This is a genomic window from Arthrobacter sp. fls2-241-R2A-200 (genome assembly GCF_030209745.1).
In the GTDB taxonomy this organism is placed as follows: domain Bacteria; phylum Actinomycetota; class Actinomycetes; order Actinomycetales; family Micrococcaceae; genus Arthrobacter.
This window is the reverse complement of the sequence record NZ_JARVRJ010000010.1, coordinates 64,961-91,029: the sequence shown is the minus strand read 5'-3', so window position 1 is coordinate 91,029 and position 26,069 is coordinate 64,961. Positions and strand designations below refer to the sequence as shown.

The following is a 26,069-nucleotide window of genomic DNA, read 5'->3' as shown; positions in this document are numbered from 1 at the left end:
CTACTCCTTGGCGGTCTGTGCCTGCCCTTCCACAAGCTCGCGTACCGCCTGGACGAAAGCGTCGCCACGGTGAGCGTAGGAAGAGAACTGATCCATGGATGCGGCAGCCGGGGCCATGAGCACGGTGTCCCCGCCCGATGCCAGCCGGGCAGCCGATGCCACTGCTTGCGCCATGACGGCCTCACCGGAAAGCGGCGAAGCGACATCAGCGGCTGCGTTGTCCACCTCTTCAGTGTCACCCTTCGCTTGTGCGATCACGGGGACATTGGGCGCGTGTCGTTGGAGGGCCGACTCCAGATCCGCAGTATCCGTGCCGATGAGGACAACAGCTTTCAGGCGGGCCGCATGCTCCTTCACGAGGTCGTCGTAATGGACACCTTTGGACAGGCCGCCGGCAATCCAGATCACCTGCTGGAAGGCGGAAAGGGCTGCAGAGGCTGCATGCGGATTGGTCGCTTTGGAGTCATTGACCCACAGGATGTCCTCATGCTTGGCCACCAACTGGATGCGGTGCGCGCCCGGAAGGTAATTGGCCAGGCCCTGCTTCACGGCTGATGGCTCAACTCCATATGCCCGAACCAAAGCCGCAGCGGCCAAGGCGTTGGCGACCATGTGGCGCGGGGCCACAGGTCCGAGATCCGTCATGGAAGCGAGTTCGGCTGCGGAGTCCTTGCGCTCCGCAATGAAAGCACGGTCAACGAGCAAACCATCCACCACCCCCACCATGCTGATCGCCGGTGTGTTGGTGGTGAAACCAATGGCCCGGCAACCTTCGACGACGTCCGCGTTCTCCACCATGCGTTCGGTTTCGATCTGTTCCGCGTTGTAAATTGCCGCGCGCTGGGTGTTTTGGTACACCTTGGCCTTGTCAGCCAAATACGAGGCATAGGACCCGTGCCAATCCACGTGGTCCTCTGCGACGTTGAGGCACACGCTGGCCACGGGCGATAACGAGTGGCTCCAGTGCAACTGGAAGCTGGAAAGCTCCACGGCGAAGGCATCGTAGTCCACGGGGTCGCGCAGCGCGTCAAGGATTGGTGTGCCGACGTTCCCGACGGCGATTGCCTTCAGGCCCGCCGCCTGCAACATGGACTCGGTCATTCCAACCGTAGTGGTCTTGCCATTGGTGCCCGTGATCGCCAGCCAGTCGGCAGTCTTGCGGCCGGCCCTTACCCTGAGACGCCACGCCAATTCAACGTCGCCCCACACCGGGATGCGCTTGCGCTTTGCCGCGGCCAGCAGAGCTTGGTCCGGACGCCACCCAGGCGAGGTCACCACCAATTCGGGGAGGTTTCCTTCAATGAGGGGCAGGGCTTCAACGGCTTCCGCCCCGAGGAGAACGTCCACGGCGCCCACGATCTTCAGTGTGTCTGCCTGGGCTTGGGCCTTGGAAGTGGTCGCAGCATCGACAACCACCACTTTGGCGCCGAGTTCGATCAAGGTGTCCGCGGCCGCGAAGCCGGAGACCCCGATCCCGGTAACCACAACGCGCAATCCGCTCCAGTCGGAGTCCCAACTGTTCAGGTCCTTGAGCCGGTCACCGGCTTGGGGATCGTTCCCGGGACTCCCGTTCACAGCAGCACCACCCATTCAGCGTAGAAGATTCCCAGGCCCGCAGCCACGAACAGCCCCGCCAGGATCCAGAAGCGGACCACCACCGTGACCTCGGCCCAGCCTTTTAGTTCGAAGTGATGTTGCAGCGGCGCCATCTTGAAGACACGTTTGCCGCCGCTGAGTTTGAAAAAGCCCACCTGGATAATCACTGACAGGGTGATCAGGACAAAGAGACCACCGATGAACGCAAGGAGCAGTTCCGTCCGGGAAAGGATGGCGAATCCTGCCACCGCACCGCCGATGGCCAAGGACCCCGTGTCCCCCATGAAAATCTTCGCCGGCGACGTGTTCCACCACAGGAAACCCACCAAAGCCGCGCTCAGGATTGCTGCCAGGAGTGCCAAATCCAAGGGATCGCGCACCTGGTAGCACCCGCTGCCTGCTTCCCGGGGAGAGCCGCAGGCCTGGTTGTTCTGCCAGATTCCCATGATGGTGTAGGCACCGAAGACCATGACGGACGCACCTGCGGCCAGACCGTCCAAGCCGTCTGTGAGGTTAACGCCATTGGTGGCCGCCGTGATGATCAGGTTGGACCACACGATGAAGAGAATCGCGCCCAGGACCGTACCGCCAAAGGCAAGGTTGAGCCAAGGAATGTCGCGAACCAGCGAGATTTGCGTGGACGCAGGACGCAAGCCGTCGTTGTTAGGGAACTGCAGGACCAGCACGGCGAAAATGATGCCGACGGCGGCCTGCAGGATCAGCTTCGCACGGGCGTTCAGGCCGAGGCTTCGCTTGTTCGAAATCTTGATGAAATCGTCCAGGAACCCAACAAAACCCATGCCGACCATGAGGAAGAGCAGCAGGAGTCCTGAAGCGGAGGGACCGGGCGAATGCGGATTCAACATCCACATCACCAGGTGCGTCAGGAAATAGCTGAGGAGGACCGCCACCACCACAACAGCGCCGCCCATGGTGGGCGTACCTCGCTTCGTGTGATGGGAGGTGGGCCCGTCATCCCGGATGAATTGCCCATAGCTCTTGGCAACGAGAAACCTGATAAACACAGGGGTGCCTGTCAAGGCCACCAGAAGGGCGACGCCTGCGCCGATCAAAAGTGCAATCACTGCAGATCGTTCCCTTCGTTTGCGGCATCTCCTGCCGCACTGTCCCCTGCGGAGCCAGCCCGTGGGGGTAATGCTATCCGATCACCCAAATGCCGCAGCCCCACTGCTTTGGAGGACTTGAACAAAACAAGATCACCTGGCCGGAGCTCATTCTGCAGCAGCTCATAGGCTTCATCCACGGTCTTCGTGAAGGAACACTCGTCACCCCAGGAGCCTTCCTGGATGGCTGATACATAGAGTGCACGGGCTTCGCGGCCCACCACCACGAGCCTGGAAATGTTCAATCGGACAACCTGGGTACCCACGGCGGTGTGCTCGCGGATCGAGTCTTTGCCGAGTTCCAGCATGGCGCCCAGGACAGCCCAGGTGCGTCTTCCCTGGCCAAGATCGGCAAGTGTACGCAGCGCGGCCCTCATGGATTCGGGGTTGGCGTTGAACGCATCATTGATGATGGTCACGCCATCTTCGCGCTCAATGCGTTCCATCCGCCAGCGACTGGCGGCCGACTGGGAGCTCAATGCCGTTGCAATGTCGTCGGCCGGTATGCCTGCTGCGAACGCGGCGGCCGCTGCGGCCAAGAGGTTGGTGACGTGGTGACCACCGATCAGGCGACTGCGGACGCGAACGGACGGACCGCCGTCGGGCAATACGAGATCGAAGGTGGGGTGTCCCTCATCGGTCACGACGACGTTGCGCGCCTCCACCTCTTCGGTGGTGGCAGGGGCAGCAGTAAAGCCGAGGACCTTGGCCTTGGTGCGGGTGCGCATGGCAGCCACGCGGCCGTCGTCAAGATTGATCACGGCCGTGCCCTGCTCACTGAGGGCCTCAACGAGTTCACCCTTGGTTTTGGCGATGTTCTCCACGCCGCCAAACTCGCCGGCATGGGCGGTACCCACCATCAGGACCACCCCGATGTCCGGCTTGACCAGGTCCGCGAGGTACTTGATGTGGCCGATCCCGGTGGCACCCATCTCGATGACGAGGAAACGCGTGTCCTCGTCAGCGGAAAAAACAGTGAGCGGGACGCCGACCTCGCCGTTGTAGGAGCCTTGGGGGGCAATGGTATTCCCGGCGGCGGAGAAGACTCCGGCCAGGAGGTCTTTGGTGGTTGTCTTGCCGGCGGAGCCGGTGATACCGACCACCGTGAAGTCCTCGCCGCGCTGCTCACGGCCTGAACGGATGCGCCGAACGCATTCCGCTGCCAAGGCGCCCATCGCCAGCACGGCGTCTTTCACGACGACGGCGGGGTACGGGTTTCCGTCCGCATCGGTCACTTCGCGTTCAGCCAGGACAAGCACGGCGCCGCGTTCGAACGCGGCAGCTACGAAGTCGTGGCCGTCAGCGTACTCGCCGCGCTTGGCGACGTACAGCGAACCGGGGGAAACTTCCCGCGAATCAGTGACGACAGAGCTGGGCACGACGTCCGTTTGTACGGTCAGTCGGCCATGGGTAAGGTCGGCGATCTCCGCCGCAGTCAATGAAATCATCTCGGTTTAGGACTCTATCCGCTGGTCCGTTGAAACGCTGAATCCCTTGGATGTCAAGGCCGCACGCAACTCCACCCTGTCGTCGAGCGCCAGGTTCACCCCTTGGACCTCTTGCCACACCTCGTGGCCCCGGCCCGCAACGAGGATGGTGTCCTTCGCGGTGGCCAGGTCCACCGCCAGCCTGATGGCCACGTCCCTTGGATGCGACTCAATGATCTCGCAGGGGAGGTTTTCGCTCTCCCGGGCCGCCTGTGCCCCCCGCAGGACGTCGGCACGGATAGCGGCCGCGTCCTCGTCGTGGGGATCATCATCGCTGACGATCACCACATCAGCCAAGCGGGCAGCGATCGCGCCCATGGTGGGACGCTTGCTTTGGTCGCGCTGCCCCGTGGCGCCAAAGACGACAATCACGCGGGACCCCTCTTGGGGTGAACGGACTGCCTCCAGTGCGCGTGCCAAGGCATCCGGATTGTGGGCAAAATCAACAACCGCGGCAGGTTCAGTGGAGATCAATTGCATACGTCCGGGAACAGCCACCGTCAATGGGTCCTTGGCGTCCAACGCCTCTTGTACCGCTTCCGGGGCCACACCGGACGTCAAGAGCATGACGACGGCCAGCGCCGCATTGGCCACATTGAAGTCCCCGGGGAGGCCGGTATGGACGCGCAGGCTACGCCCGTCCCTGTGCTTCAACTCAAATTCGGTACCAAGCCCACGCGGTGACGTCGAGGCCACCTCCCAGTCGGCATTAGAGGGCGCAGTGGTGGACGGCGTGGTGGTGGACAGTGTCGTGACAGGGATATCGGCCTGCCCGGCAAGACGCCGACCCCACTCGTCGTCCACTGTGACAACGGCGCGGCGTGCCCTTCCGGAGGTGAAGAGCTCCGCCTTGGTCTGGAAGTACTCCTCCATGCTGCCGTGCAGATCCAGATGGTCCTGTGTGAGGTTGGTGAACCCCACGACGTCGAACATCACCCCGTCCACACGGTGGTAGGAAAGTGCGTGGGAGGAAACTTCCATGGACGCCGCATCCAGCCCACGCTCACGCATGAGGGCCAGCAGTGCATGGACATCAGTCGACTCCGGCGTCGTGAGCACGCTCGGGATCGGCTCACCGCCGGCCAGGATCTCGATGGTTCCAATAAGCCCGGGTTTCTTGCCCAAAGCCCGCAGCAACGAGTTAACGAAGTAGGTAGTTGTGGTCTTGCCGTTGGTTCCGGTGACGCCGAACAGGGAGGGCGAACCGCCGTCGGCTGGCTGGCTTCGGTAAATCAGGGAGGCCAAACGCCCGACGACGGCTCGTGGGTTCTCCACGATCAGCACCGGGACAGCCTGGTCACCGGCCAGGGCAAGCTGGCGGGCACCGGCGTCGTCCGTCACGATGGCGACGGCTCCGGCATCCACAGCCTGGGGCACAAAATCTGCTCCGTGGCGGGAAGACCCTGGCAAAGCGACGTAGAGATCACCCGGCTCCACTGCCTTGGAATTGAGCGTAATTCCGGTCACCCCCGTCGCATGCTCATCGCTGGGCAGGGATATTCCTAAAGCTTTGGCGATGCTGGCCAAAGGCACGGCCGCCACGGACTCAGGCCGGAAGCCGGAACGCACTGCCCCTGGCTGCGCGGCATGGGAAACTGCCTGATGGTGCTCTGACACGTGGTTCTCCGTTGGTGCTCGTGGAACGACCCGGCCGGGGCTTGCGTCGTCCTGGGCCGGTATGGGTAAATCTTGGTTTCGCCGAAACAGACGCCCAAAAAGCTTACTTGACGAATTGCGGTAGGTGCGCGGCGGTTCCCGTGGAGGGAGCCACGTTGTAGGCCCTGAGGACCTGCGACATCACGGACCGGAAGACCGGACCGTTGGTGATTCCATAGATGTTCCCCTTGGGCCGCTGCACCACCACCTGCACGATGAAACGCGGGTTATCCATGGGAGCCATGCCCACCATGGAGGCGGTGTAGCCGTCGAATCCAGGCAGTCCATCCTCCCGCGGCGCCTCGGAGGTTCCGGTCTTCGCGCCCACCCGATAGCCATCGATGCCAGCGTCCTTGATTTCGCCTTCGGTCACCGCGCTCTCCAGGATGTCGCGTACCTGCTGGGCAGTTTCCTTCGACACCACCTGACGGGAGTCCTTTGCGGGCACTTTTTGCTCTTCGCCCTTGGGGTTGATGTACGAGTCAATCAGCCGGGGCTGGAGCATGAGTCCGTCGTTGGCAATACTCTGATAGGCGCGGACGGTTTGCAGCGTGGACTGCGATACGCCTTGGCCGAACAGCACCGTGTACTGCTGGCGGTCATCCCACTTGTCCGGCGTGGCCAGGATTCCCGTGGCTTCACCCGGCAGGCCGATGTCAGGCTGTTCGCCAATGCCGAAGTTCTTCAACCAGTTGTACCGCTGTTCTTTGGTAAGCCTGCTGCCTGCCATCACCGTTCCGGTGTTCATGGACCAGCCCACGATGCCTGCCAAGGTACGCTCCTCGGTGCCGTGCTCAAAAGCGTCGGTGAAGGTCTGGCCATCGATGGTCAGTGCTGGCGGAACAGTGAAGTGGTCCAGTGGGCTCGACTTGCCCTCTTGGATAACGGCCGCAGCCGTAATCATCTTCTCCACCGAGCCCGGTTCGTACGCTGCCGTCACGGAGCGGACACCACGGTCCTTGGCATCGACTTTGCCTGGGTCATTGGGATCGGGCGCATTGGTATCCGCCATGGCAACCAGGTTGCCGGTCTTGGTGTCCATCACCACGATTGATCCCCACTCGGCGTTGAGCTTGTTGACCTGGCTTTGAATGGCCTGCTGCGCGAAGTACTGGATGTCGGTGTTGAGGGTCAACTTGACGTCGCTGCCGTCCACGGCTGGGGTCAGCTCGTCGGTAGCCACTGGAATCCTCAGGCCATCGGCACCAATCTCGAACACACGCTTTCCTGCCGTTCCGCGGAGGATCTGGTCCTGTGTTTGTTCGATGCCCGCCTGGCCCGTGGTGCCGTCCTGCAGGAAGCCGATCACCCCTCCGGCTACGCTCCCGTTGGGATAAACGCGTTTGCTGACTCCCTCGGAGCTAAGGCCGGGAATGTAGAGCTTGGAGATTCGGTCCTCAAGCTCCGGCTTGATGTCTTTGGCCACAACGAAGTACTTCTTTTCGCCGGTCAGGGATGCCCGCACTTGGTTCACGTCCATACCCAGGAGTCCGGCAAGTTCCGTGATGCCTTGGTCCCGGGAGATCTCATTAAGCTTTCCGGTGGCGTCGTCGTACCGGTGGAACGTTGCCGTATTCGTATTGACCGTCTGATCTACCACGATGTTGTACGCGATGATGCTGCTGGCCAGGACGGCGCCATTGGCATCAAGGATCTTCCCCCGCTGAGCGGGCAGAACCATGGGAGTCAGGCGTTTCGCCAGCGCGGCTTCGGCCATGCCGCCGACGTCGAGCCCTTGCACCATGAAGAGCTTGCCGCCCACCACCAGCAGAAGCGTCAACATGATGCCGAGACCAAGCCGCAGCCGTTTCCTGGCTACCGGCACCTTCGCCTTGTTCGATTTGCCGGGGTTCTGCGCCACGTTATTTCCTTGCTGCTGGACTTGCTTCAGTGGACGGGTTGGCTACTGCCCCGGTACCTTCTGCAAAGGCGCCGGGACGGATCCCCCGTTGAGGTCGACCGGAGGCGCGGCGGCAGGCACGGATGCCGTCGGCGCGGGGCTGGGTGTCGCAGCCTGCGAGGTTGCGGGTGCCGGCGTCGCGGCCGCTGAAGATTTGGACGTCGTTGCCGTCGAGGCAGCTGCCGTGGCATCCTTGGCGGCCGCCGACGGCGCTTGCCCTGAGAGTGCAGGAGGAGCGATAACCGCTCCCGGAGCGTCTCCCTTAACCGCAGGAACTGCCTTGCCGGTCACCGTCATCGTATTCACATCAATCTGGCCTTTGACCGTGGAAGCTACCATTCCCAATTCTGCAGCTTTGGCGGCCAAATTCTGTGGAGCTTCGAAGCTTTGCTTCTGCTGTGTCAGATCCTGGTTTTCTTTGTCCAGGGTCGCAGCCTGGGCCTTGAGCTGGACCAACTGGTACTGGGCTGTGGACACGGAGATGTTCAAGACAAGAACCGTGAGGAGTGCAGCAGCCATCGCGGCGAAGCATAGGACCACAAACGGCGTCCGACGGCGGACCGGGACACTGCGCACCAAGGAGAGGGGCGTGCGGGCCTTACGGTCGACGTCGGGCTTCCCGCCCGGGAGCGGGAGTTGCCTGGCAGTATTGCCCACAACAGAATGCCCCACTACGGAGGGCCGTGTGGTCGCTGCGGCGTTGCTCATGCTTGTCTCCTTGGTTTGATGCGCTCCACGGCCCTCAATCGGGCTGACGCCGCGCGGGGATTTTCAGCAATTTCTGCTGCTGTTGGGACTTCGGTGCCCTTCGTGATGGTCTTCAACTCGGCCTTGTGTTCCTCGAGTTCCACCGGGAATCCGAGCGGTGCCGAGGATTTGGAGCCGGACTGGAAAACCGACTTCACGATCTTGTCCTCAAGCGAGTGATACGACATCACGACCACCCGTCCGCCCAGTGCGGTGGCAGCTACCGCAGCGGGAACTGCGCGCTCCAGCACCTCAAGCTCTTCATTGACTTCGATCCTGAGGGCTTGGAAAGTGCGTTTGGCCGGATGTCCCCCGCTCTTCGCCGCGGCGGCTGGAACGACGCTCCGAATCTGTTCCACGAGTTCACCGGTGGTGGCGAAAGGCTTTTGGGCACGGGCACTGACAATACGGTGGGCAATGCGCCCGGCGAACTTCTCCTCGCCCCACTTCCGGATGATCCGTACCAATTCCTCTTCGCTGTAGTTGTTGACCACATCTGCAGCTGTTTGACCCCGGCTGGTGTCCATGCGCATGTCCAGCGGAGCGTCATAGGAATATGCGAAACCCCGCTCGCGTTCGTCCAACTGCAGCGAGGAGACGCCCAGGTCCATGAGGATTCCATGGACTTCACGGATACCGAGGTCCGCCAGGACGTCCTCAATTTCGTCATACACCGCGTGGACCAAATCAGTCCTGCTGGAGAAGGCCTCGAGTCGGGCGCCGGCCAGGGCAAGTGCTTCCTCGTCCCGGTCTATGCCCACCAGATGCAGGTCCGGAAAGCGCTGCAGCATCGCCTCCGAGTGTCCGCCCATGCCGAGCGTGGCGTCGATTGCCACGGGAGTTTCACCGCGGCTGCGAGCAGCCTCGAAACCTGGCGCGAGGAGGTTGATGCAGCGGTCCTTCAGGACGGGTACGTGGCGCTCGGATGTGGGCTTTGCCGCGTCCTGCTCTTCCACACTGCCTCCTCTTTCCTCAGTTTCTTCGCGCTGTTCCTTGGATCGGATCCCCATCCGCGCCTATCGGACCGCCGGCCTGGCTCAGGGGAAGTTGAGCCAGGAAGACAGTTCAATGGGCGGCTGGAGATCCCATCCAAGAACCGGGGCTGCTGCCCCACTGACCGGTTAGATGAAACCGGGCAGATTGTCGTCATCCGTTTCCGAGAAGGCTGCTTCCTTCTCGCTGAGGTACGTATCCCAAGCCTCGGCGTCCCAGATCTCCGCGCGGGTGCCGGCACCAATCACTGCCAGTTCCCTGCCGAGCCCTGCATACGAACGGAGCGCTGGCGGAATCGTCACGCGCCCTTGCTTGTCAGGTACCTCATCAGAGGCCCCAGACAGGAAGACCCGCATGTAGTCCCGAGCCTGCTTGGAGGAAAGTGGAGCCTCCCGCATGGACTCGTGAATACGCTCGAATTCTTTCTGGCTGAAGACGTAGATACAGCGTTCCTGGCCCCTTGTAAGCACCAGGCCTTCCGCGAGTTCCTCGCGGAATTTGGCTGGCAGGATGATCCGCCCCTTTTCGTCCAGACGCGGAGAGTGAGTGCCAAGAAACACCTGCCCACCGCCCCTCAGTAAAGGTGCCTCACATACCCAACGCTGCCACTACCCTCTTATGCGCTCCACTTTACTCCACAACACCCCACAGTCAACGCATAGCGGGCCGTTTCTCCACCACTTTGAGTTTTCAGTCGCTTCGATTCGGTCCGGCATAGCGCTGAATAGTCCCGAATCAGTGGCGCGGGGTGGAAAGTGGAGGGAAATCACCAGATGCGGTGGCCCGGGCCCGGCCCTGGGAGCGGGTGGTGTGCTTCAAGACGCCGCCTGCCCTTTAAACCCGAAAAGACCCGCCAAGGCGGGTCTTGATGGCTACAGCGTGTTCGACGATTGACGCTCACGCGTGGCGACGGCGGTTCCTAAGGAGCGCTGCCACTGGGAGGAGCGGGCTACCTACGAGCCGCGTGTTTATGGGAATGAAGGTCCGGCCCGGGAAGGACTTAGTTCTCGTCCCGGCGACGTTCGTCCCAGCGTTCTTCCAAGCTGCTCATGAACGAACTCTTGGACTTGGTCTTTCCGGATTTTGCCTTGCGGCCCTTACTGAAGGCTGACCCTCGAAGCGTGGCGAAATAGACCCCTGCGCCCATCACAACGAATCCCAGAACTCCCACGGGGATCGCCTGGACGGTTACTCCGAAAAGCAACAAGAGGATGCCCGCGATGGCACCGAGGATTCCTATGATCACGTGTCTGGTGGACCAACTCCGAATGGGGTCCGATCCCATGGTGTTGGCGAACTTTGGGTCGTCCTCGTGAAGTTGCTTCTCCAATTGCTCAAGCAGCTTCTGTTCGTGCTCCGAGAGGGGCATCGCGACCTCCTTTAGTCAGCCAGCGTCTGGACATAACGCGTCCTGTGCATCTGTAACCAAAACGATCGGTCCTTCGGATTTGTTCCCCAAAAACCCGCACGGTTTCAGTGGAACCCGGGCCGTCTGTTCCGGAAGCAGTTTGTCCAGACGATCAAATCTCTGTAATAAATAGGATAGTTTGTCCGGCCCCGTTCTGAAAGACACGCCAAGGCTTGGGCGCTTTGGCCGAAAGTCACTGTTCGGCCGGCGGCTTCCCTGACTCGAGGAGCCTGGCTGGCAGGAGTTTCTTGGATCCGAAGCGCTCAGAGACCCTGTCCAAGGCCTGCTCAGCCGCCCGCCAGTTGTCGTCCCGGCGGTCAAGGCTTAACTGGAGCGAGGTCTCCTCGGCAGGTTCAAGCTGTTCCGCGCGTATCCCCACCAGGCGGACAGACATGGGCCGCGCGCCCAGTGACTCCATCAGTTGCACGGCGACTTGGTAGATCAGTTGAGCGCTGTCGACCGCCACGTGGACGGTCCGGCTCCGCGTCACCGTTGAAAAGTCCGCATACCGAAGTTTTAAAGCCACCGTCCTGGCCACCATGCCGGAACTCCGCAACCGGGCGGCGGTCCGGTGCGAAAGCCGCAGCAGTTCCCTGCGCAACACTGCGTCATCAGCTGTATCCGAGGAAAATGTCTCTTCCGCCCCGATGCTCTTTTCCAGCCTCGTGGGCGTCACCGGCCGCGGATCAATACCCATGGAGAGCCTGTGCACGTGCTCTCCACTTGCGCCCAGGACTCGTTTCAGCGTGGCAACGGGAGTGGCCGCCACGTCCGCCACAGTACGGATCCCCAAGCGGGCAAGGACCTCGCCGGTTTTGCCGCCAACACCCCACAAAGCGTTGACCGGGAGGCTGTGCAGGTACGCGATGGTATCTTCGGCATCAATTTGCAGAATCCCGTTGGGCTTGCAGCGGGTGGATGCGATCTTGGCAACGAACTTGGTACTGGCAATCCCTACTGAAGCCGTGATTCCCAGTTCGGCACGCACCCGGCGGCGGATGAGGTGACCAATGTCCAGCGGCGACCCCAAGCGCCGGATAGCACCACCGACGTCGAGGAACGCTTCATCAACGCTCAGTGGCTCGACGAGATCGGTAATGGAGGCAAAAATCCCCATGAGCTGGGCTGAAACCTCGTAGTACTCTGAGTGGCGCGGGTTAATAATGATCGCGGAGGGACACCTGCGCATGGCAATGGCCATGGGCATCGCAGATTTCACCCCGGTGGCCCGGGCTTCATAAGACGCAGAGAGGACAACGGACCGTTCAGCAGGGAACCCCACGATCACGGGCTTGCCGATCAGTTCGGGCCTGGTGCGGAGTTCCACGGAAACGAAAAAGGCGTCCATATCCACATGGAGAATGCTGGTTCGCCGCCATTTTTGCAGGACATCACCGGCGCTGCTTGGGGGCACGACGCCGGTGCCCGGGGCGCTGCTGGATGCTTCCTGACTCACACCGGCAATACTATGCCCGGCCACTGACTAAACTGGAGGCACGATCCGGCGAAAGCCCAAGGAAGGATACCCCCTGTGAAGCTCTTCGGAACTCCTCAAGCGCGAGGGTTTGCCCTGCTCGCAGCGAGCCTCGCGGTGGCAGTCGCTGCTTGCACCCCCCAGCCCAGCGGTTCAGCAGCACCCTCCTCTGCGGGCGCGACGACGTCATCGCCTTCTCCAAAGAGCACGACGTCGGGTTCAGCGTCAGCGTCGGCAAGCCCGAGCAGCTCGGCGTCGCCGGGTTCGTCGTCGTCCGGTTCGCCCGTGCCAAGTGCCACGGCCACTGTCGGCGCCCTGGTTGCAGGGTTCCCCCAGCAACTCATTCCCGTGATGCCGGCCACAAGCGTCCGCTCCAGCAGCTTTGATAAGACCAACTCCCCCGCCACGGTGGCGCTGGTTGGTGCGGTCAAGGCGCCCCCGGAGAGTGTGGTGGACTACTACAAGACTTCCCTGGAGGCCCAGGGATTCAAGGTGGTACCCGGCCCCGAGGCCGTGGGAGCGGTCACCTCGATTAACTTCATCCGCGGCGACAACGAGACCGTCAACGTCTCGATCAGGCAAAAGGAGGGCGTCTCAACGTTCACCATTGGTGCGAACGTAGCCGCCGGGTCTCTCAAGTGACACTGAATCCCCTCGTCGCATCCGAGCAGGACCGATTCAGGGCAGGGGTCGCCGAAAAACTCACGGGCTTCCTCCAGGAACAGCAAAACCTGATGTCCGGAATCTCCCCGGACGCCGCACCGCTCATCGAGTCCATCTCCACGTTGGTAACTGGCGGGAAGCGGCTGCGCGCACTGATGTGCTACTGGGGGTGGAGAGGGGCAGGTGGATCTGCCAATGACCCATCGATCGTCACAGCGGGGTGCGCTTTGGAGCTCTTCCAGGCCGCTGCATTGATCCACGATGACATTATCGACCGATCCGATACGCGCCGGGGAGGACCCAGCGTGCATAGGCTATTCGGCCAGCTGCACGAGGACAGCGGCTGGGCATTGGACAACGAAAGGTTCGGGCACGCAGCAGCAATTCTCACTGGAGATCTCTGCTTGTCCTTCAGCGAGCAATCCTTCACCGAGATCGGCCAGCGGGCCGGGTCCGGGACCAGCGCGCGTGCGATCTTCAACGTCATGCGGGCAGAAGTCATGGCCGGGCAGTATCTCGACATTTTGGAAGAGGTAGCCGGCCCGGTACGCCAACGTGCGGGCGCCGTTGACAGGGCCAAGTCGATCATTCGGTACAAGTCGGCAAAATACTCCACGGAGCATCCGCTGGCCATGGGCGGTGCACTGGCTGGGGCGTCGCCCGATTTGCTGGCGGGGTATTCGGAATTCTCGCTGCCCCTTGGCGAAGCGTTCCAATTGCGCGACGACATCCTCGGCGTTTTTGGCGACCCTGAGACCACCGGCAAGCCGGCCGGTGACGACCTTCGGGAGGGCAAACGTACTGTGTTAGTGGGCTTTGCCCTCAATCGGGCCCCTGAGGAGCAGGCTGCCTACCTCGACCGCGAGCTGGGCAACCCGGACCTGGGTGAGGACGACATTGCCCGGATCCGCAGCATCATCGTGGACAGCGGCGCGCTCGATGCCACGGAGACCCTCATTGCTGAGTTGAGCGATCAGGCCTTCGAAGCGCTGGGCCGGCTCCCGCTGGAGGAACTACCGTTGACGGCGTTGCGGGCACTCGCCGAAGCGGCGGTCAGCCGGGCGGCCTAAGGCATCACGGGTCAGTACCCCACCAGTTAGAGATGACGACGACGGCGGCCGGGGCCGCCGTCGTCGCTCGTTTCTGTTACCAGGCCAAAGAGTTACCAGGCCAAAGACTGGGCCCGGCGCCGGATTTCGGTCTTCCGCCCCTCGCGCAGGGCGTCAATCGGCCGTCCCCGCAATGATTCGTCGGCTGTAAACAGCCACGTGATCAGCTCTTCGTCGGTGTAACCGGCGTCGCCGAGAACCGCGATAGTCCCCTTCAAGCTGTCCACAACGTGTCCGTCCTGTAAGAACAGTGCCGGGACGGAGCGTATCTTTCGCTCCCCCAGCCTGACGGCGACGATGGCGCGCTCGTCCAACAGTCCGTGAACTTTGGTGATGGAAACGTCCAGTTGCTCAGCCACATCCGGCAGTGGCAGCCATTCGGAAACAAGGCTTTCTACATTACTCACAGACCAAGGTTGCCATGTCGCCCGGCCTGGCGCCTAGCCGAGGGGCGGCGGGCGAGCTCATACGGCGCACAAAAGCAGCATTTTCTTTGCACTAAATGAGGCAAGGCTTTCCGAACGTGCGGAATTGTTGTGCCGCGTGCATAAGTGTGAGAGATTCGCAGAGATCACATTTGTAACATCGGTAACATTGATAACACTGATAACGTTGATAACACTGATAACAGCGATAACAATCCCGCCGCTGTTCGAGATGAGGAACCCCTTCATGACGACGCCCCGCTCGCCAAAAAGACCCATGAGCATGCCCGTTATTGCGGCTACAACGGCTGCGCTCCCAGCCGTTGTCCTGTCCTCCCTTGCCTTGGCCCAGCCGTCCGTGGCCATGCCTGCCCCCCAGGTGAACAAGATTCCGGCTACCCTCGCGGCCGCCATGAAGGCGCAAGCAGCTGCCTTGGGAACCTTCATCCCGGCACAAGAGGTTGCTTCGACTATTCCCGCGGCCTTGCGTCCCATGGCCCCGACGGTCCCGAGCAGCTACACGATCGTCCGCGGCGATACCATCAGTGCCATTGCGCGACGGTTCAACCTGGACACTTCCACTGTTCTGCGGTTGAACAACCTGACGGCCACGACGCTCATCTACCCGGGCCAGACCATCAAGCTCACAGGAACCGCGCCCGCGGCGCCGGCACAGCCCGCCGCGCCGGCAGCTCCGAGCAGCGGCGCAACCGGAGCGACCACCTACACAGTGGTTTCGGGCGATACCCTGGGCGGGATCGCCTATAAGTACGGTGTCCCGCTGTCCGACGTCTTCCGGTGGAACGGGCTCAATGGAAGCTCCATCATTTACCCGGGGCAGAAGATTATCGTCAGCGCAGGCTCCTCCGCTCCAGCGGCGCCAGCCGCACCAGCGGCTCCAGCAGCCCCGCAGGCACCGGCCACGACGACGGCGGGTGGTTCCTACACCATCAAGGCCGGCGACACCCTGAGCTCCATCGCTTCGCGGAACGGCGTCTCCCTGGCAGCGTTGATGTCCGCTAACAACGTCACGGCCACCACCGTCATCTACCCTGGCCAGAAATTGACCATTCCCGGCACTGCCACGCCGCCGGCAGTAAACACCAAGCCCTTGGTTCCCAGCACCTTCCTGGGCTACACCTATCCGCCGGCGGTTGTCAGCTCCGCCAACGCCAACAAGGCCCTGCTCAATGCGGCCCCCGTGCCTACCCGGGCCGAGATGAAGACCATCGTGCGGGATACCGCTGTTCGCATGGGAGTTACCCCCTCGCTGGCCCTGGCCTTCGCCGAGCAGGAATCAGGCTTTGACCAGCGGGCAGTTTCCCCTGCCAACGCCATTGGCACCATGCAGGTCATCCCGTCCTCCGGACAATGGGCCTCAGATCTGGTGGGACGTAAGCTCAACCTTCTCGATCCTTACGACAACGCCACGGCCGGGGTGGCCATCATCCGGGCCTTGGTCGCAACCAGCAAGGACGTCGACACCGCGATCGCGGGCTACTACCAAGGCGCGTATTCCGTGAGCAAGTACGGAATGTATGACGACACCAAACGCTACGTCGCGTCAATCAAGGCGCGCCAGCGCACTTTTGCCTAAGCACTGCCCTGCACCCGGAAGGGGTCTGGATCCGGAGGGATTCGGGTCCCTTCCCTGCCTCGTTTAGGATCATATGGTGCAAGAAGCAACGCAGGACCACCTCATCGGGACCACCGTGGACGGCCGCTACGAAGTCCGCTCCCGTGTGGCCAGAGGCGGAATGTCCACGGTTTATTTGGCCACCGACCGGCGGCTTGAACGTGACGTAGCCCTCAAGGTGCTGCATCCGCACCTGGCTGATGACCCCGTTTTCCTGCAAAGACTGAGCCAGGAAGCAAAAGCGGCCGCAAGCTTGTCCCACCCGCACATCGTGGGAGTCCTGGACCAAGGCCAAGACGGCCACCTTGCGTACCTTGTGATGGAGTACGTCAAGGGGCACACCCTTCGCGACGTGCTGACCGAGCAAGGCGCCCTCACTCCCCGACTGGCCCTCGCCCTCATCGACCCGCTCATCGAGGGACTGGCTGCCGCGCATGCCGCAGGGCTGATCCACCGCGATGTCAAACCTGAGAATGTCCTCATAGCTGCCGATGGTCGTATCAAAGTCGGAGACTTCGGCCTCGCGCGGGCAGTCTCAGCTAATACGAGCACTGGCGCACTGATCGGCACTGTCGCCTACCTGGCCCCGGAGCTTGTGCTTGGCCAGCCCGCAGATGCCCGTAGCGACATCTACTCAACGGGCATCATGCTCTACGAGATGCTGACCGGCACGCAGCCGTATGCGGGTGATACCCCCATCCAGGTTGCATACCAGCATGTCAATTCGACCGTTGGCCGCCCCTCCGAGGTGACGCCGGGCCTCGCCGAGGACCTCGATGAGTTGGTGCAGTGGTGCACGGCAACGGAAGCCGAGAACAGGCCCGTTGACGGAACAGCCCTCCTCACCGAACTCCGACACATCCGCACCTCCCTGACTGACGAACAATTGGACCACAGGCCTGCATCACAGGAGGCGTCGGCACCAGCGGGCGCCACGGTGGTATTGGCCAATGAAGGGACCAACCACACCCGAGCCCTACCCCGGGACCTGCCTTCGGCAACCGAATTCATTCCGCGCCAGAGCAACCCGACCACCGTTCTCTCACCTGCAGGCAGCCCGAGCCGGCATGCCGGGCTTGGTTCACTCGCGGAAATCGATGCGGACAAAGACCTTCGTCCACCCGGCAAACGGCAGCTGAAACGGCTCGAACGCCAGGAGGCCAAGGACCAGGCGCGGTTGGCGGCAACTCCCGTTCGTCAGTTGCGGGAGGGTAATCCACGCCGTCGAGCCGTCATCTGGATCATCATCATCGTGGTCCTGGCACTGCTCGCTGCGACTGCCGGCTGGTTTTTTGGCATGGGACCGGGCTCGCCTGGAACCGTCCCGGATGTCAAGAACAAGACAGTGGCCGAAGCCCAGCAATTACTGCGCACGGCCGGGTTCCAGTCGGAGCCCGAGGACGTCTATGACGACGACGTCTCAAGCGGCCTTGCCGTGGGGACAAAGCCTGAATCGGGTCAAACGGTTCGGAAGTTCCAGCCCATAGAGCTCTTCGTTTCCAAGGGCGCGCAACTCTTCCCGCTTCCGGGGCTCAGCGGGTCCAGTTTGGCCGACGCCAAGACGGCCCTGAACGCCGCCCGGATGACGCTGGGTAACATCACTGAAGCCTTCGATGATCATGCCCCTGCGGGCACGGTCCTCTCCCAGGATCCTGCGCAGGGCACGGCTGTGCGGCATGGAACTCCTGTGGCGTTGGTGGTTTCCAAAGGTCCGCAACCTATCCCGGTCCCGGACGTCCGCAACCTCACTCAGGATGAGGCCGTTAAGGCGCTCAAGGACGCAGGATTGACGCCCGTGGTCGCTCCGGAAACAGTCAACGACAAAAAGGTCCCGCAAGGCTCCGTCGTGTCACAGTCCCCGGCCAATGGAACGCTGGCCAAGGGCGGCACAGTGACCCTTACGGTGTCCAAGGGCCCCAAGATGGTCAAGGTTCCGAGCTTCATCGGCAAGCAAGCCAACGCCGCCGAGAAGGAGCTCCGCGCGCTCGGCTTTGATGTGCGGCTGAACAAGGTCCTGGGCGGATTCTTCAACACAGTCCGCGACCAGGACCCTGTGAACACTGAGGCTCCCGAGGGCTCCACAGTAACGCTCACGGTGGTGTGAGCGGTGGTGTGAGCGTTACTGTGAGCCCGTGGTGTGAGCCCAGGGAGCACTACCGCTTGGAGAGTGCGCCGGCCACCAGGAATGCCATCTCGAGGGACTGCATGTGATTCAGCCGCGGATCGCAAACGGACTCGTACCGGTCAAGGAAGGCATCCTGGTCGATAGGGTCGGCACCGCCAAGGCACTCGGCGACGTCGTCGCCCGTCATCTCGACGTGGAGGCCGCCTGGCACCGTTCCCAAAGAATGATGCACTTCGAAGAACCCGCGGACCTCATCGATCACGTCGTCGAAGTTCCGCGTTTTGTAGCCGTTCGGCGAGGTAACGGTATTGCCGTGCATGGGGTCCGTCACCCACAGGACCTGGGCACCTGAGGCTGTGACGCGCTCGACGACGGCGGGCAGCTTTTCCCTGATGTTCTTGGCGCCCATGCGGGTGATGAATGTCAGACGGCCAGGTTCGCGGTTGGGATCGAGTTTGTCGATCAACCGGAGGGCATCGTCCCCGCTGGTGGTCGGGCCCAGCTTGACGCCGATCGGGTTCCGGACGCGCGAAAGGAAGTCCACGTGGGCATGATCGAGATCCCGGGTCCGCTCCCCTATCCAGAGGAAGTGCGCTGACGTGTCGTAGGGAAGGCCGGTCCGGGAATCGATGCGGGTCAGCGCACGTTCGTAGTCGAGCAGCAAAGCCTCGTGGCTGGCAAAGAACTCCACCCGCTTGAGGGCTTCAAAGTCAGCCCCGCATGAGTCCATGAACTTGATCGCGCGATCGATATCGCGGGCCAATGACTCATAGCGCGCGTGCGCCGGGTTTTCCGTGAAGCCTTTATTCCATTGGTGGACCAGCCGAAGGTCGGCGAAACCGCCTTGCGTGAAGGCACGGATGAGGTTCAGCGTTGAAGCCGAGGTGTGATAGGCCTTCAGCATCCGGCCGGCATCGTGCGCCCGGGACTCTGGTGTGAAGTCGTAACCGTTGACGATGTCACCGCGGTAGGCCGGAAGCGTCACGCCGTCGCGCGTTTCATCATTGGACGAACGGGGCTTCGCGAACTGGCCGGCCATGCGCCCCATCTTGATGACGGGCATGGCGGCGCCATAGGTGAGGACCACGGCCATCTGCAGGATGGTCTTGACGCGAGCGCTGATCTTGTCCGCCGTTGCCGCTTCAAAGGTCTCGGCACAGTCGCCTCCCTGCAGCAGGAAGGCTTTCCCCTGGGCAGCAGCGGCGAGGCGCTCACGGAGAACGTCAACCTCTCCGGCAAAAACCAGTGGCGGAACCGCGGAGAGCTCCTTGACGGACGCCTTGAAGACGTTCTGGTCAGACCACGTGGGCTGCTGGGAGACCGGCAAGTCCCGCCAGGCATCGAGCCCCGGGTAGTCGGCAGCCCCGCTCTGGGCGGTGCTCGTGAGGGGATCTGCTACGAAAGGTGCGGTGTTCGCGGTTAGCTCAGTCACCCTACAAGACTAGTAGCCTTCGGTGCGGTTGCGAGAGTGCTGCCGTAACCCTCGACGGCGGAGGCGTCACAGTGTCGCGGCGGGGTCCTGGCCATCGTCGGCCGCACCGTTGCCGAACTCAGCCGCTCCGTTGCCGAACTCAGCCGGGGCCGCCTCCGGACCAGCTGCTTTCGGAATGGGGCCTGCTGTGGGAATGGGGCCTTTGGCCGCCAACCGGGCCTTCACCACGGCAGCGTATTCATCGACGTATTCTTGGCCGGACAGGCGCATGAGCTCGTACATAATCCGGTCCGTGACCTCCCTCTGCACGTCGCGGTCGTCCTCCTGCGCGTAGTATTCGCTGAAGTCCAGCGGCTGCCCAAAGATGATCCCTATGCGCCGAATGCTGGGCAGGCGCTTCCCGATCGGCTGCACCTTCTCCGTTCCGATCATCGCAACGGGTATCACGGGGACGCGTGCTTGGAGCGCGATCCGGGCAACGCCCACCTTGCCCCGGTACAAACGCGCATCCGGGCTGCGGGTGCCTTCAGGGTAGATACCCAGGAGACCGCCAGCGGCCAGGATCTCCTTGCCGGCCCGGAGGGACGTTTCGGAGGCGGCGCCTCCGGATCTGTCCATAGGCAGCTGGCTGCTCAGCCTGAAGAACAGTGCTGTGAGACGGCCCTTGAGCCCGGTGCCGGTGAAGTATTCAGCCTTGGCGAGGAAAACCACCTTCCGCGGCAACATCAAGGGAAGGAAAATCGAATCGGAAAAGGACAGGTGGTTCGACGCCAATATTGCCGCACCATTTTCCGGCACGTTATCCAAGCCCTTGACCCAGGGCCTGAAGATGAGCTTCACCAAGGGACCTAGAAAGATCCGTTTCATGACCCAATAGAACACGCTTGTCCTCCCGCGGTGGATCCATGGCGTGCTTCGGGACTGCCCCGCCGGCACTCATCAGCAACCCTACTCCAGTGAGAAATGTCCGGAACAGTGACACGATGGAGCCATGACGGAACCCAAGGCACCGCTGGCTTTCCACTACCCCGGGCATGGAAGCAACGCGTCCATCGGAGTGGCCATCTGCCACGGGTTCACTGGCAGCCCGTTGAGCTTAATGCCATGGGCGGAGTACCTCGCCGGTCAGGGATTCGCCGTCTCCGTGCCGCTGCTCCCGGGCCACGGAACCAGTTGGCATGATCTCTCAGCCACCAAGTGGCAGGACTGGTACACCACGTTCGAAGGCAGTTATGTGGACTTGGCAAGGCGAACCCGGTCTTGCTTTGTGGCCGGCTTGTCCATGGGTGGTGCGGTAGCTCTCCGAGTGGCGGCCCTGCATGATGTTCCCGGCGTGGTGCTGGTGAACCCGGGACTGAGTTTCTACGACCGGCGTGTAAAGTACGTGGCTGCGCTGAAATACTTCAAACGCACCACCACTCCTATTGTCGAGGACCGCCCGACGCCGGTTTCCACCGAAGACGGCGACTATTCGCAGACCCCGCTGGCGTCGGTCCACGAGCTGAAGAAACTCTTCCGTTCCGCCACACGCGCCCTGCCCGAGGTGCTGGCCCCTACCCTGATCTTCAAGTCCACCGAGGATGCCGTGGTCCCGCCAACTTCAGTGGAAAGCATCACCCGGCACATCGGAGCGCGGAGGCTCAAAGTCGTCACGCTTCCGCACAGCGGCCATGTGGCAACGTTGGATGCGGACGCCCCCACCATTTTCGAAGAATCTGCCGGGTTTTTCCGCCAGCACGCCAGCTACACGGTAGCCTCAGAGTCATCATGAAAATCCTTCCCGACTTCTCGCCGTTCCTTAGCAGTTGGAATGGAACCGGGCCGCGCGTCGGCGTCGTCATGTCCCATGGATTTACCGGGAGTCCGCACAGCGTGAGGCCTTGGGCCGAACACCTGGCTGCGGCGGGATATGCGGTGAGGGTGCCGCTCCTGCCCGGCCATGGAACCACGTGGCAGGACATGTCCAAGCGTTCGTGGCGCGAATGGCACCAAGCCGTGGACGACGCCTACAGGGAGCTTGCCTCCGAGTGTGATTTCGTCTTCGCCACCGGGTTGTCCATGGGCGGGACCTTGGCGTTGCGCATCGCGGCTACGAGGCCGGTGGCAGGAACGGTTGTCGTCAATCCGGGACTCGTGCTGGATGACCCGCGGGCTGTCATGGTGGCGGCACTCAAGTACGTTCTGAAATCAACACCTGCGATTGCCAACGACATCCTCAAACCGGACCAGGACGAAGGTGCCTACTCGCGCACGCCGGTGGCGGCAGCCCACGAGCTCAAGAAAATGTACCGGGACACCGCCGGCCTTCTCCCCCGCATCAGCACCCCGGTGCGTGTGTACCGATCAACCGTGGACAACGTAATATCCAACGCCAGCCTGGATTTCCTGCGCGCCAAAGTCCAGGCACCGGTGGATGTCAGATACCTCAGGAATAGCTATCACGTGGCAACCATGGACAACGATGCGCCGGAGATTTTCGCCGGGACCGTTGAGTTCATCCAACGTACTCTGGCTGCAATGGCCGGCGATGGACTTTCTTCCGGCGATGGACTTTCTTCCGACGATGGACGTTCCTCCGAAAAGGATGCAGCCGATGAACAGGCCTGATCCCAACTCACCCGATCAAAGCGCCAACAAGGATGACGACGCCGTGTGGTTGGATCTGGTGGCGCGCTTGGAAGCTACAGATTCGTCCGCGCAGGCCGAACCATCGGAGTCGGAGGGATCGGAACCCGGCCAAGCCGAACCCGGCCCATCGTTCAAGGACTTCGATCCCTTAGGACTCGCCAACCCGCCCGTGGAGCCCGCCTCCCCTGGTGGCATCACTGACCGTCCGTCCACTGACGAACCGCCCACGGGACCGCGCGACTATGAAGGCCCTGACGACGAGCCTTTCGTGCCCGAGGAGCCGCCGAGCCTGGCTGGCACTGAACCCCTGACCATGTTGTCGTGGATCGGAGCCGTCGGTGGCCCCGTCGCTTTGCTTTTCACCGCAATGTTCTGGCGTTCCGCGCCGCTCACGGCAATCCTGGGCATCGTTGCCGTGTTCGTCGCCTCAGTCATCTACCTGATCATGCGCCTGCCGCAAGAAAAGGATGACGACGACGACGGCGCACGCATCTGAGCCTCGGCGCTATCGCCCTAGCTGTACGCCCTGCCGCTGACCCGTGAGAGGTCCGCCGCGCCGATCATGCCGGCCCGCGGGCCCAGTGCAGCCAACTCGATCCGCGCCATGGGGCGGAATCCCCTGCCGGTCAGGTTCTTGGCAAACGTGGCGCGCGCCGGTTCTGCGAGCAAGTCTCCCGCATCGCAGAGCCCGCCACCGATCACGAAGAGTCCTGGGTCCAGGGCCGCAGCGAGGTTGGCGAGTCCCAGACCCAGCCATTCGCCCTGATCGGCAAGGAGTTCCTGCGACGTGGCGTCCCCGGCGAGTGCCAGAGCCGTTACGGTGGCCCCAGTGATGTCGCTTTCAACCCCGCCGGACTTTTCAAGGAGCCCACGGCCCTCAGGCGAATTGGTGCGGACCAATTGACGCGCTTCGCGGCCCAAGGCGTTGCCCGAGGCATATTGTTCCCAGCAACCGCGGTTGCCGCATTCGCAGCGGTGCCCGCCGGGGACGATGATCTGGTGCCCGAATTCGCCGGCCACCCCGTACCGCCCCCGCTCCACACGGCCATCCATGACCATGGCGCCGCCGATTCCCGTGCCCAATGTGATGCACACTAGGCGGCTTTCACCTTGGCCGGCTCCGAATCGCCACTCGGCCCAGGCGGCGGCGTCGGCATCGTTGGTCAACAGGACCGGTCTCCGAAGCAGCTTCTCAAGGCTCTCGCGCAGCGGCTCATGACGCCAGGCAAGGTGCGGACTGAACAGCACGGTCCCGCCGTCGAGGTCCATCCACCCTGCGGCCCCAATGCCGACGGAGGAGACACGATGGCCGGCGCTGAGTTCTTGCACCAGCTCCACTATGGTCTGCTCCACGGCCCGCGGGTCCGCGCCGGGGGTGGAGCGGCGCGCGTCGGCGAGCACCCTGCCTTCGGCATCCACCACACCGGCGGCCACTTTGGTTCCGCCGATGTCGATACCAATGGCCAGGCCGCGCCTGCCCAGATGGCTTCGCCGCGGAACCCATGGAAGGTCCTTCCGCACGGAGCCCGGGGGCCGGCGACGGGGCTGGGAGCTGAACCGGATGGTGGGCATCCCACCATCGTATTCGGACTACCGATTCCCGCCAGCATCGGGCCGCCGCAAGACGGTATTGAAGCTGCCAGTACCGCCCGGAGTTGCCCGAAGAGCCGCAAACTCCGTAAAGTTACTCGCCAGTAGGTTAATGCAGCGCACCCCCGCGAGTGAGCATACTAGAGTGGAACCAGCCCCTCGCGGCCCGTGGATATCAAAGGAGCTACCTTGCGCGAATTCAGTGTTCCTCCCCTCGTAAACGTCGCCCCCGAAACCAACATCACGGACCTCCTGATCCGCGAAGCCGCCAAGGCGTCCAACCCACCCTTGTTTGCAAAGCGGGACAGCAGCGGCGTCTGGCAGGACATTAGCGCCAGGGATTTCCTCGCCGATGTCAATGCCTTGGCCAAGGGGCTCATAGCCAGCGGGGTAGGCCCGGGCGATCGCGTAGCCATCATGTCCCGCACACGCTATGAATGGTCCCTCGTGGATTTCGCCATCTGGTGCGCCGGCGCGGTCTCGGTCCCCATCTACGAGACTTCCTCCCCGTCCCAGGTTGCATGGAACCTGGGCGACTCCGGAGCGGTAGCGGCCTTCGGTGAGCAGGCCCACCACGAGTCCGTCATCCGCCAGGCCGTGCAAACCGAGGACCTCGGCTCCGTAGCCAACGTCTGGCAGCTCGAAGGTGCGGGCTTGGACGCCCTGCGCGCAGCAGGAGCAAATGTCTCGGATGAAGAGCTCGAGGGCCGCCGGACGCTGGCCGGTCTCACGGATGTGGCAACCATTATCTACACCTCAGGCACCACGGGTCGCCCTAAGGGTTGCGAGCTGACCCACGGCAATTTCGTGGAACTGTCCGAGAACGCCCGCGCGTCGCTGGCGGAGATCATTAACGAATCAGCAACCACCATCATGTTCCTGCCGCTGGCCCACGTCTTTGCCCGCTTCATCTCCGTGCTGGCGGTTGCAGGGGGCGTCAAGGTTGCCCACACACCAGACATCAAGAACCTGCTCGGTGACCTCCAAAGCTTCCAGCCGAGCTTCATCCTTGCCGTGCCCCGCGTGTTCGAGAAGGTGTACAACTCGGCGCTGACCAAGGCGGAAGATGGCGGCAAGGGGGCCATCTTCCACCGGGCTGCCGAGACGGCCATCGCGTACTCCAAGGCCCGGCAATCGGGAACGCTGGGCATCGGACTGAAGGTCAAGCACGCCGTGTTCGACAAGCTCGTCTACGGCAAGCTGCGTGCTGCCATGGGCGGCCATGTCTCGCACGCCGTTTCCGGCGGCGGCCCCCTGGGCGAACGCCTGGGGCACTTCTTCCAAGGAATCGGCCTGCAGATCCTTGAAGGGTACGGACTGACCGAGACCACGGCACCGATTTCCGTGAACACGCCGTCGATGATCAGGATCGGCACCGTGGGCGCTCCGCTGCCCGGTAACTCAGTCAAGATAGCGGACGACGGCGAAATCCTCGCCAAGGGTGTCTGCGTGATGCGCGGCTACTATAAGCGCGAAGACCTCACCGCCGATACCTTCGTGGACGGCTGGTTCCGCACGGGTGATATCGGGGAACTCGACTCCAACGGCTTCCTCAAGATCACCGGCAGGAAAAAGGAAATCATTGTCACTGCCGGCGGAAAGAACGTGGTTCCGGCCCTGCTTGAAGACCAGATCCGCGCGGACGCACTTGTGTCCCAAGTCCTGGTGGTGGGCGATAACCGTCCATTCATTGGCGCCCTCGTGACCTTGGACGACGAAGCCCTCCCCGGTTGGCTGGAACGCCACGGACTGCCTCCCAAGACCACCCTCAAAGAGGCCTCCGACCACCCGGCAGTAAAGGCAGCGGTCCAGGATCTCATCAACAAAGCGAACCAAACGGTGTCCCAGGCGGAGTCCATCAAGTCGTTCCGCATCGTCCCGGCAGACTTCACGGAAGCTTCCGGGCACCTCACTCCGTCGCTGAAGGTCAAGAGAGCCCAAGTGATGAAAGACTTCGACGCCGTCATCGAGGAAATGTATACAGCGCCCCGCGCGTCCTAGCTCCCGCTAACCAAGGAGGACCCCGTCCGGAAACATCCGGACGGGGTCCTCCTATTACATCTGGCCCTCAGGGAC

General features: G+C 62.5%; 22 protein-coding genes. 8 read left to right on the top strand and 14 right to left on the bottom strand.

What is annotated here, in order from left to right:
• The 10 genes from murD to dinB all read right to left on the bottom strand — a co-directional run bounded on the left by murD (window position 1) and on the right by dinB (window position 12,325).
• A complete protein-coding gene (gene murD, locus QRN42_RS12770) occupies window positions 1–1,590 on the bottom strand; it encodes a UDP-N-acetylmuramoyl-L-alanine--D-glutamate ligase (RefSeq protein ID WP_284979542.1) in 1,590 nt (529 codons plus the stop codon).
• Window positions 1,572–2,681, bottom strand: a complete 1,110-nt coding sequence (gene mraY, locus QRN42_RS12765) for a phospho-N-acetylmuramoyl-pentapeptide-transferase (RefSeq protein ID WP_284979541.1) — start codon at window positions 2,679–2,681, stop codon at window positions 1,572–1,574. The genes murD and mraY overlap by 19 nt, the downstream gene beginning before the upstream one ends.
• Window positions 2,678–4,168 (bottom strand): UDP-N-acetylmuramoyl-tripeptide--D-alanyl-D-alanine ligase, encoded by a 1,491-nt coding sequence (locus tag QRN42_RS12760; RefSeq protein ID WP_284979540.1) that lies wholly within the window; start codon window positions 4,166–4,168, stop codon window positions 2,678–2,680. Before QRN42_RS12760 ends, mraY begins: the two co-directional genes overlap by 4 nt.
• A gap of 6 nt (window positions 4,169–4,174) precedes the next feature.
• A complete protein-coding gene (locus tag QRN42_RS12755) occupies window positions 4,175–5,824 on the bottom strand; it encodes a UDP-N-acetylmuramoyl-L-alanyl-D-glutamate--2,6-diaminopimelate ligase (RefSeq protein ID WP_284979538.1) in 1,650 nt (549 codons plus the stop codon).
• Between the two features lie 103 nt (window positions 5,825–5,927).
• Window positions 5,928–7,724 (bottom strand): peptidoglycan D,D-transpeptidase FtsI family protein, encoded by a 1,797-nt coding sequence (locus tag QRN42_RS12750; protein ID WP_284979537.1) that lies wholly within the window; start codon window positions 7,722–7,724, stop codon window positions 5,928–5,930.
• A gap of 42 nt (window positions 7,725–7,766) precedes the next feature.
• The gene (ftsL, locus tag QRN42_RS12745) at window positions 7,767–8,471 is read right to left on the bottom strand and encodes a cell division protein FtsL (RefSeq protein WP_284979536.1); all 705 of its coding nucleotides are present in this window, start codon (window positions 8,469–8,471) and stop codon (window positions 7,767–7,769) included.
• Window positions 8,468–9,466 carry a 16S rRNA (cytosine(1402)-N(4))-methyltransferase RsmH gene (gene rsmH / locus QRN42_RS12740; RefSeq protein WP_284979535.1) on the bottom strand — a complete coding sequence of 333 codons (999 nt, stop codon included), beginning with the start codon at window positions 9,464–9,466 and terminating at the stop codon, window positions 8,468–8,470. The genes ftsL and rsmH overlap by 4 nt, the downstream gene beginning before the upstream one ends.
• Before the next feature lie 165 nt (window positions 9,467–9,631).
• Window positions 9,632–10,063, bottom strand: coding sequence for a division/cell wall cluster transcriptional repressor MraZ (gene mraZ / locus QRN42_RS12735; protein WP_284979534.1), 432 nt, complete (start codon window positions 10,061–10,063; stop codon window positions 9,632–9,634).
• Window positions 10,064–10,503: 440 nt separating this feature from the next.
• Window positions 10,504–10,872, bottom strand: a complete 369-nt coding sequence (locus tag QRN42_RS12730; protein ID WP_284979533.1) for an SCO2097 family morphological protein — start codon at window positions 10,870–10,872, stop codon at window positions 10,504–10,506.
• 232 nt (window positions 10,873–11,104) lie between these two features.
• Window positions 11,105–12,325 carry a DNA polymerase IV gene (dinB, locus tag QRN42_RS12725; RefSeq protein WP_350224882.1) on the bottom strand — a complete coding sequence of 407 codons (1,221 nt, stop codon included), beginning with the start codon at window positions 12,323–12,325 and terminating at the stop codon, window positions 11,105–11,107.
• A gap of 117 nt (window positions 12,326–12,442) precedes the next feature.
• Between dinB and QRN42_RS18080 the strand changes: the two genes are divergently transcribed.
• Window positions 12,443–13,027, top strand: a complete 585-nt coding sequence (locus tag QRN42_RS18080) for a hypothetical protein (RefSeq protein ID WP_284979531.1) — start codon at window positions 12,443–12,445, stop codon at window positions 13,025–13,027.
• A complete protein-coding gene (locus tag QRN42_RS12715) occupies window positions 13,024–14,118 on the top strand; it encodes a polyprenyl synthetase family protein (protein WP_284979530.1) in 1,095 nt (364 codons plus the stop codon). The genes QRN42_RS18080 and QRN42_RS12715 overlap by 4 nt, the downstream gene beginning before the upstream one ends.
• 92 nt (window positions 14,119–14,210) lie before the next feature.
• Here the strand turns inward: QRN42_RS12715 and QRN42_RS12710 are convergent, their stop codons facing one another.
• The gene (locus tag QRN42_RS12710; protein WP_284979529.1) at window positions 14,211–14,564 is read right to left on the bottom strand and encodes an Rv2175c family DNA-binding protein; all 354 of its coding nucleotides are present in this window, start codon (window positions 14,562–14,564) and stop codon (window positions 14,211–14,213) included.
• Window positions 14,565–14,829: 265 nt separating this feature from the next.
• Here QRN42_RS12710 and QRN42_RS12705 point away from each other — a divergent pair, with 265 nt between their 5' ends.
• Both QRN42_RS12705 and pknB read left to right on the top strand, forming a co-directional pair.
• On the top strand, window positions 14,830–16,179 hold the full coding sequence (locus QRN42_RS12705) for a lytic transglycosylase domain-containing protein (RefSeq protein WP_284979528.1): 1,350 nt from the start codon (window positions 14,830–14,832) through the stop codon (window positions 16,177–16,179).
• Between the two features lie 73 nt (window positions 16,180–16,252).
• Window positions 16,253–18,322 carry a Stk1 family PASTA domain-containing Ser/Thr kinase gene (gene pknB, locus QRN42_RS12700; protein ID WP_284979527.1) on the top strand — a complete coding sequence of 690 codons (2,070 nt, stop codon included), beginning with the start codon at window positions 16,253–16,255 and terminating at the stop codon, window positions 18,320–18,322.
• Between the two features lie 49 nt (window positions 18,323–18,371).
• Here the strand turns inward: pknB and QRN42_RS12695 are convergent, their stop codons facing one another.
• Together QRN42_RS12695 and QRN42_RS12690 are read right to left on the bottom strand one after the other, a co-directional pair.
• A complete protein-coding gene (locus tag QRN42_RS12695; protein WP_284979526.1) occupies window positions 18,372–19,775 on the bottom strand; it encodes a class II 3-deoxy-7-phosphoheptulonate synthase in 1,404 nt (467 codons plus the stop codon).
• Between the two features lie 66 nt (window positions 19,776–19,841).
• Entirely contained in the window at window positions 19,842–20,657 is an 816-nt protein-coding gene (locus QRN42_RS12690; protein WP_284979525.1) for a lysophospholipid acyltransferase family protein, read from the bottom strand.
• 109 nt (window positions 20,658–20,766) lie between these two features.
• Here QRN42_RS12690 and QRN42_RS12685 point away from each other — a divergent pair, with 109 nt between their 5' ends.
• Genes QRN42_RS12685 through QRN42_RS12675 form a run of 3 tightly spaced genes read left to right on the top strand, consistent with a single transcriptional unit; the run spans window position 20,767 to window position 22,899 of the window.
• On the top strand, window positions 20,767–21,546 hold the full coding sequence (locus tag QRN42_RS12685) for an alpha/beta hydrolase (protein ID WP_284979524.1): 780 nt from the start codon (window positions 20,767–20,769) through the stop codon (window positions 21,544–21,546).
• Entirely contained in the window at window positions 21,543–22,382 is an 840-nt protein-coding gene (locus QRN42_RS12680) for an alpha/beta hydrolase (RefSeq protein WP_284979522.1), read from the top strand. The genes QRN42_RS12685 and QRN42_RS12680 overlap by 4 nt, the downstream gene beginning before the upstream one ends.
• On the top strand, window positions 22,369–22,899 hold the full coding sequence (locus QRN42_RS12675) for a hypothetical protein (protein ID WP_284979521.1): 531 nt from the start codon (window positions 22,369–22,371) through the stop codon (window positions 22,897–22,899). Before QRN42_RS12680 ends, QRN42_RS12675 begins: the two co-directional genes overlap by 14 nt.
• A gap of 17 nt (window positions 22,900–22,916) precedes the next feature.
• On the opposite strand, the gene QRN42_RS12670 is transcribed toward QRN42_RS12675, so the two are convergent.
• Complete coding sequence (locus QRN42_RS12670) at window positions 22,917–23,975, bottom strand: ROK family protein (RefSeq protein WP_284979520.1); 1,059 nt, start codon at window positions 23,973–23,975, stop codon at window positions 22,917–22,919.
• A 207-nt stretch (window positions 23,976–24,182) separates the two neighbouring features.
• Between QRN42_RS12670 and QRN42_RS12665 the strand changes: the two genes are divergently transcribed.
• Entirely contained in the window at window positions 24,183–25,994 is a 1,812-nt protein-coding gene (locus tag QRN42_RS12665; protein WP_284979519.1) for an AMP-dependent synthetase/ligase, read from the top strand.
• The last annotated feature ends 75 nt before the right edge of the window (window positions 25,995–26,069 follow it).

Bases quoted from the DNA above. Each gene is read 5' to 3' on its own strand.
- murD (WP_284979542.1), bottom strand. From the start codon at position 1,590: ATGGGTGGTGCTGCTGTGAACGGGAGTCCCGGGAACGATCCCCAAGCC.
- QRN42_RS12760 (WP_284979540.1), bottom strand. From the start codon at position 4,168: ATGATTTCATTGACTGCGGCGGAGATCGCCGACCTTACCCATGGCCGA.
- ftsL (WP_284979536.1), bottom strand. From the start codon at position 8,471: ATGAGCAACGCCGCAGCGACCACACGGCCCTCCGTAGTGGGGCATTCT.
- QRN42_RS12730 (WP_284979533.1), bottom strand. From the start codon at position 10,872: ATGCCCCTCTCGGAGCACGAACAGAAGCTGCTTGAGCAATTGGAGAAG.
- QRN42_RS12705 (WP_284979528.1), top strand. From the start codon at position 14,830: ATGACGACGCCCCGCTCGCCAAAAAGACCCATGAGCATGCCCGTTATT.
- pknB (WP_284979527.1), top strand. From the start codon at position 16,253: ATGGTGCAAGAAGCAACGCAGGACCACCTCATCGGGACCACCGTGGAC.
- QRN42_RS12685 (WP_284979524.1), top strand. From the start codon at position 20,767: ATGACGGAACCCAAGGCACCGCTGGCTTTCCACTACCCCGGGCATGGA.
- QRN42_RS12680 (WP_284979522.1), top strand. From the start codon at position 21,543: ATGAAAATCCTTCCCGACTTCTCGCCGTTCCTTAGCAGTTGGAATGGA.
- QRN42_RS12675 (WP_284979521.1), top strand. From the start codon at position 22,369: ATGAACAGGCCTGATCCCAACTCACCCGATCAAAGCGCCAACAAGGAT.
- QRN42_RS12670 (WP_284979520.1), bottom strand. From the start codon at position 23,975: ATGCCCACCATCCGGTTCAGCTCCCAGCCCCGTCGCCGGCCCCCGGGC.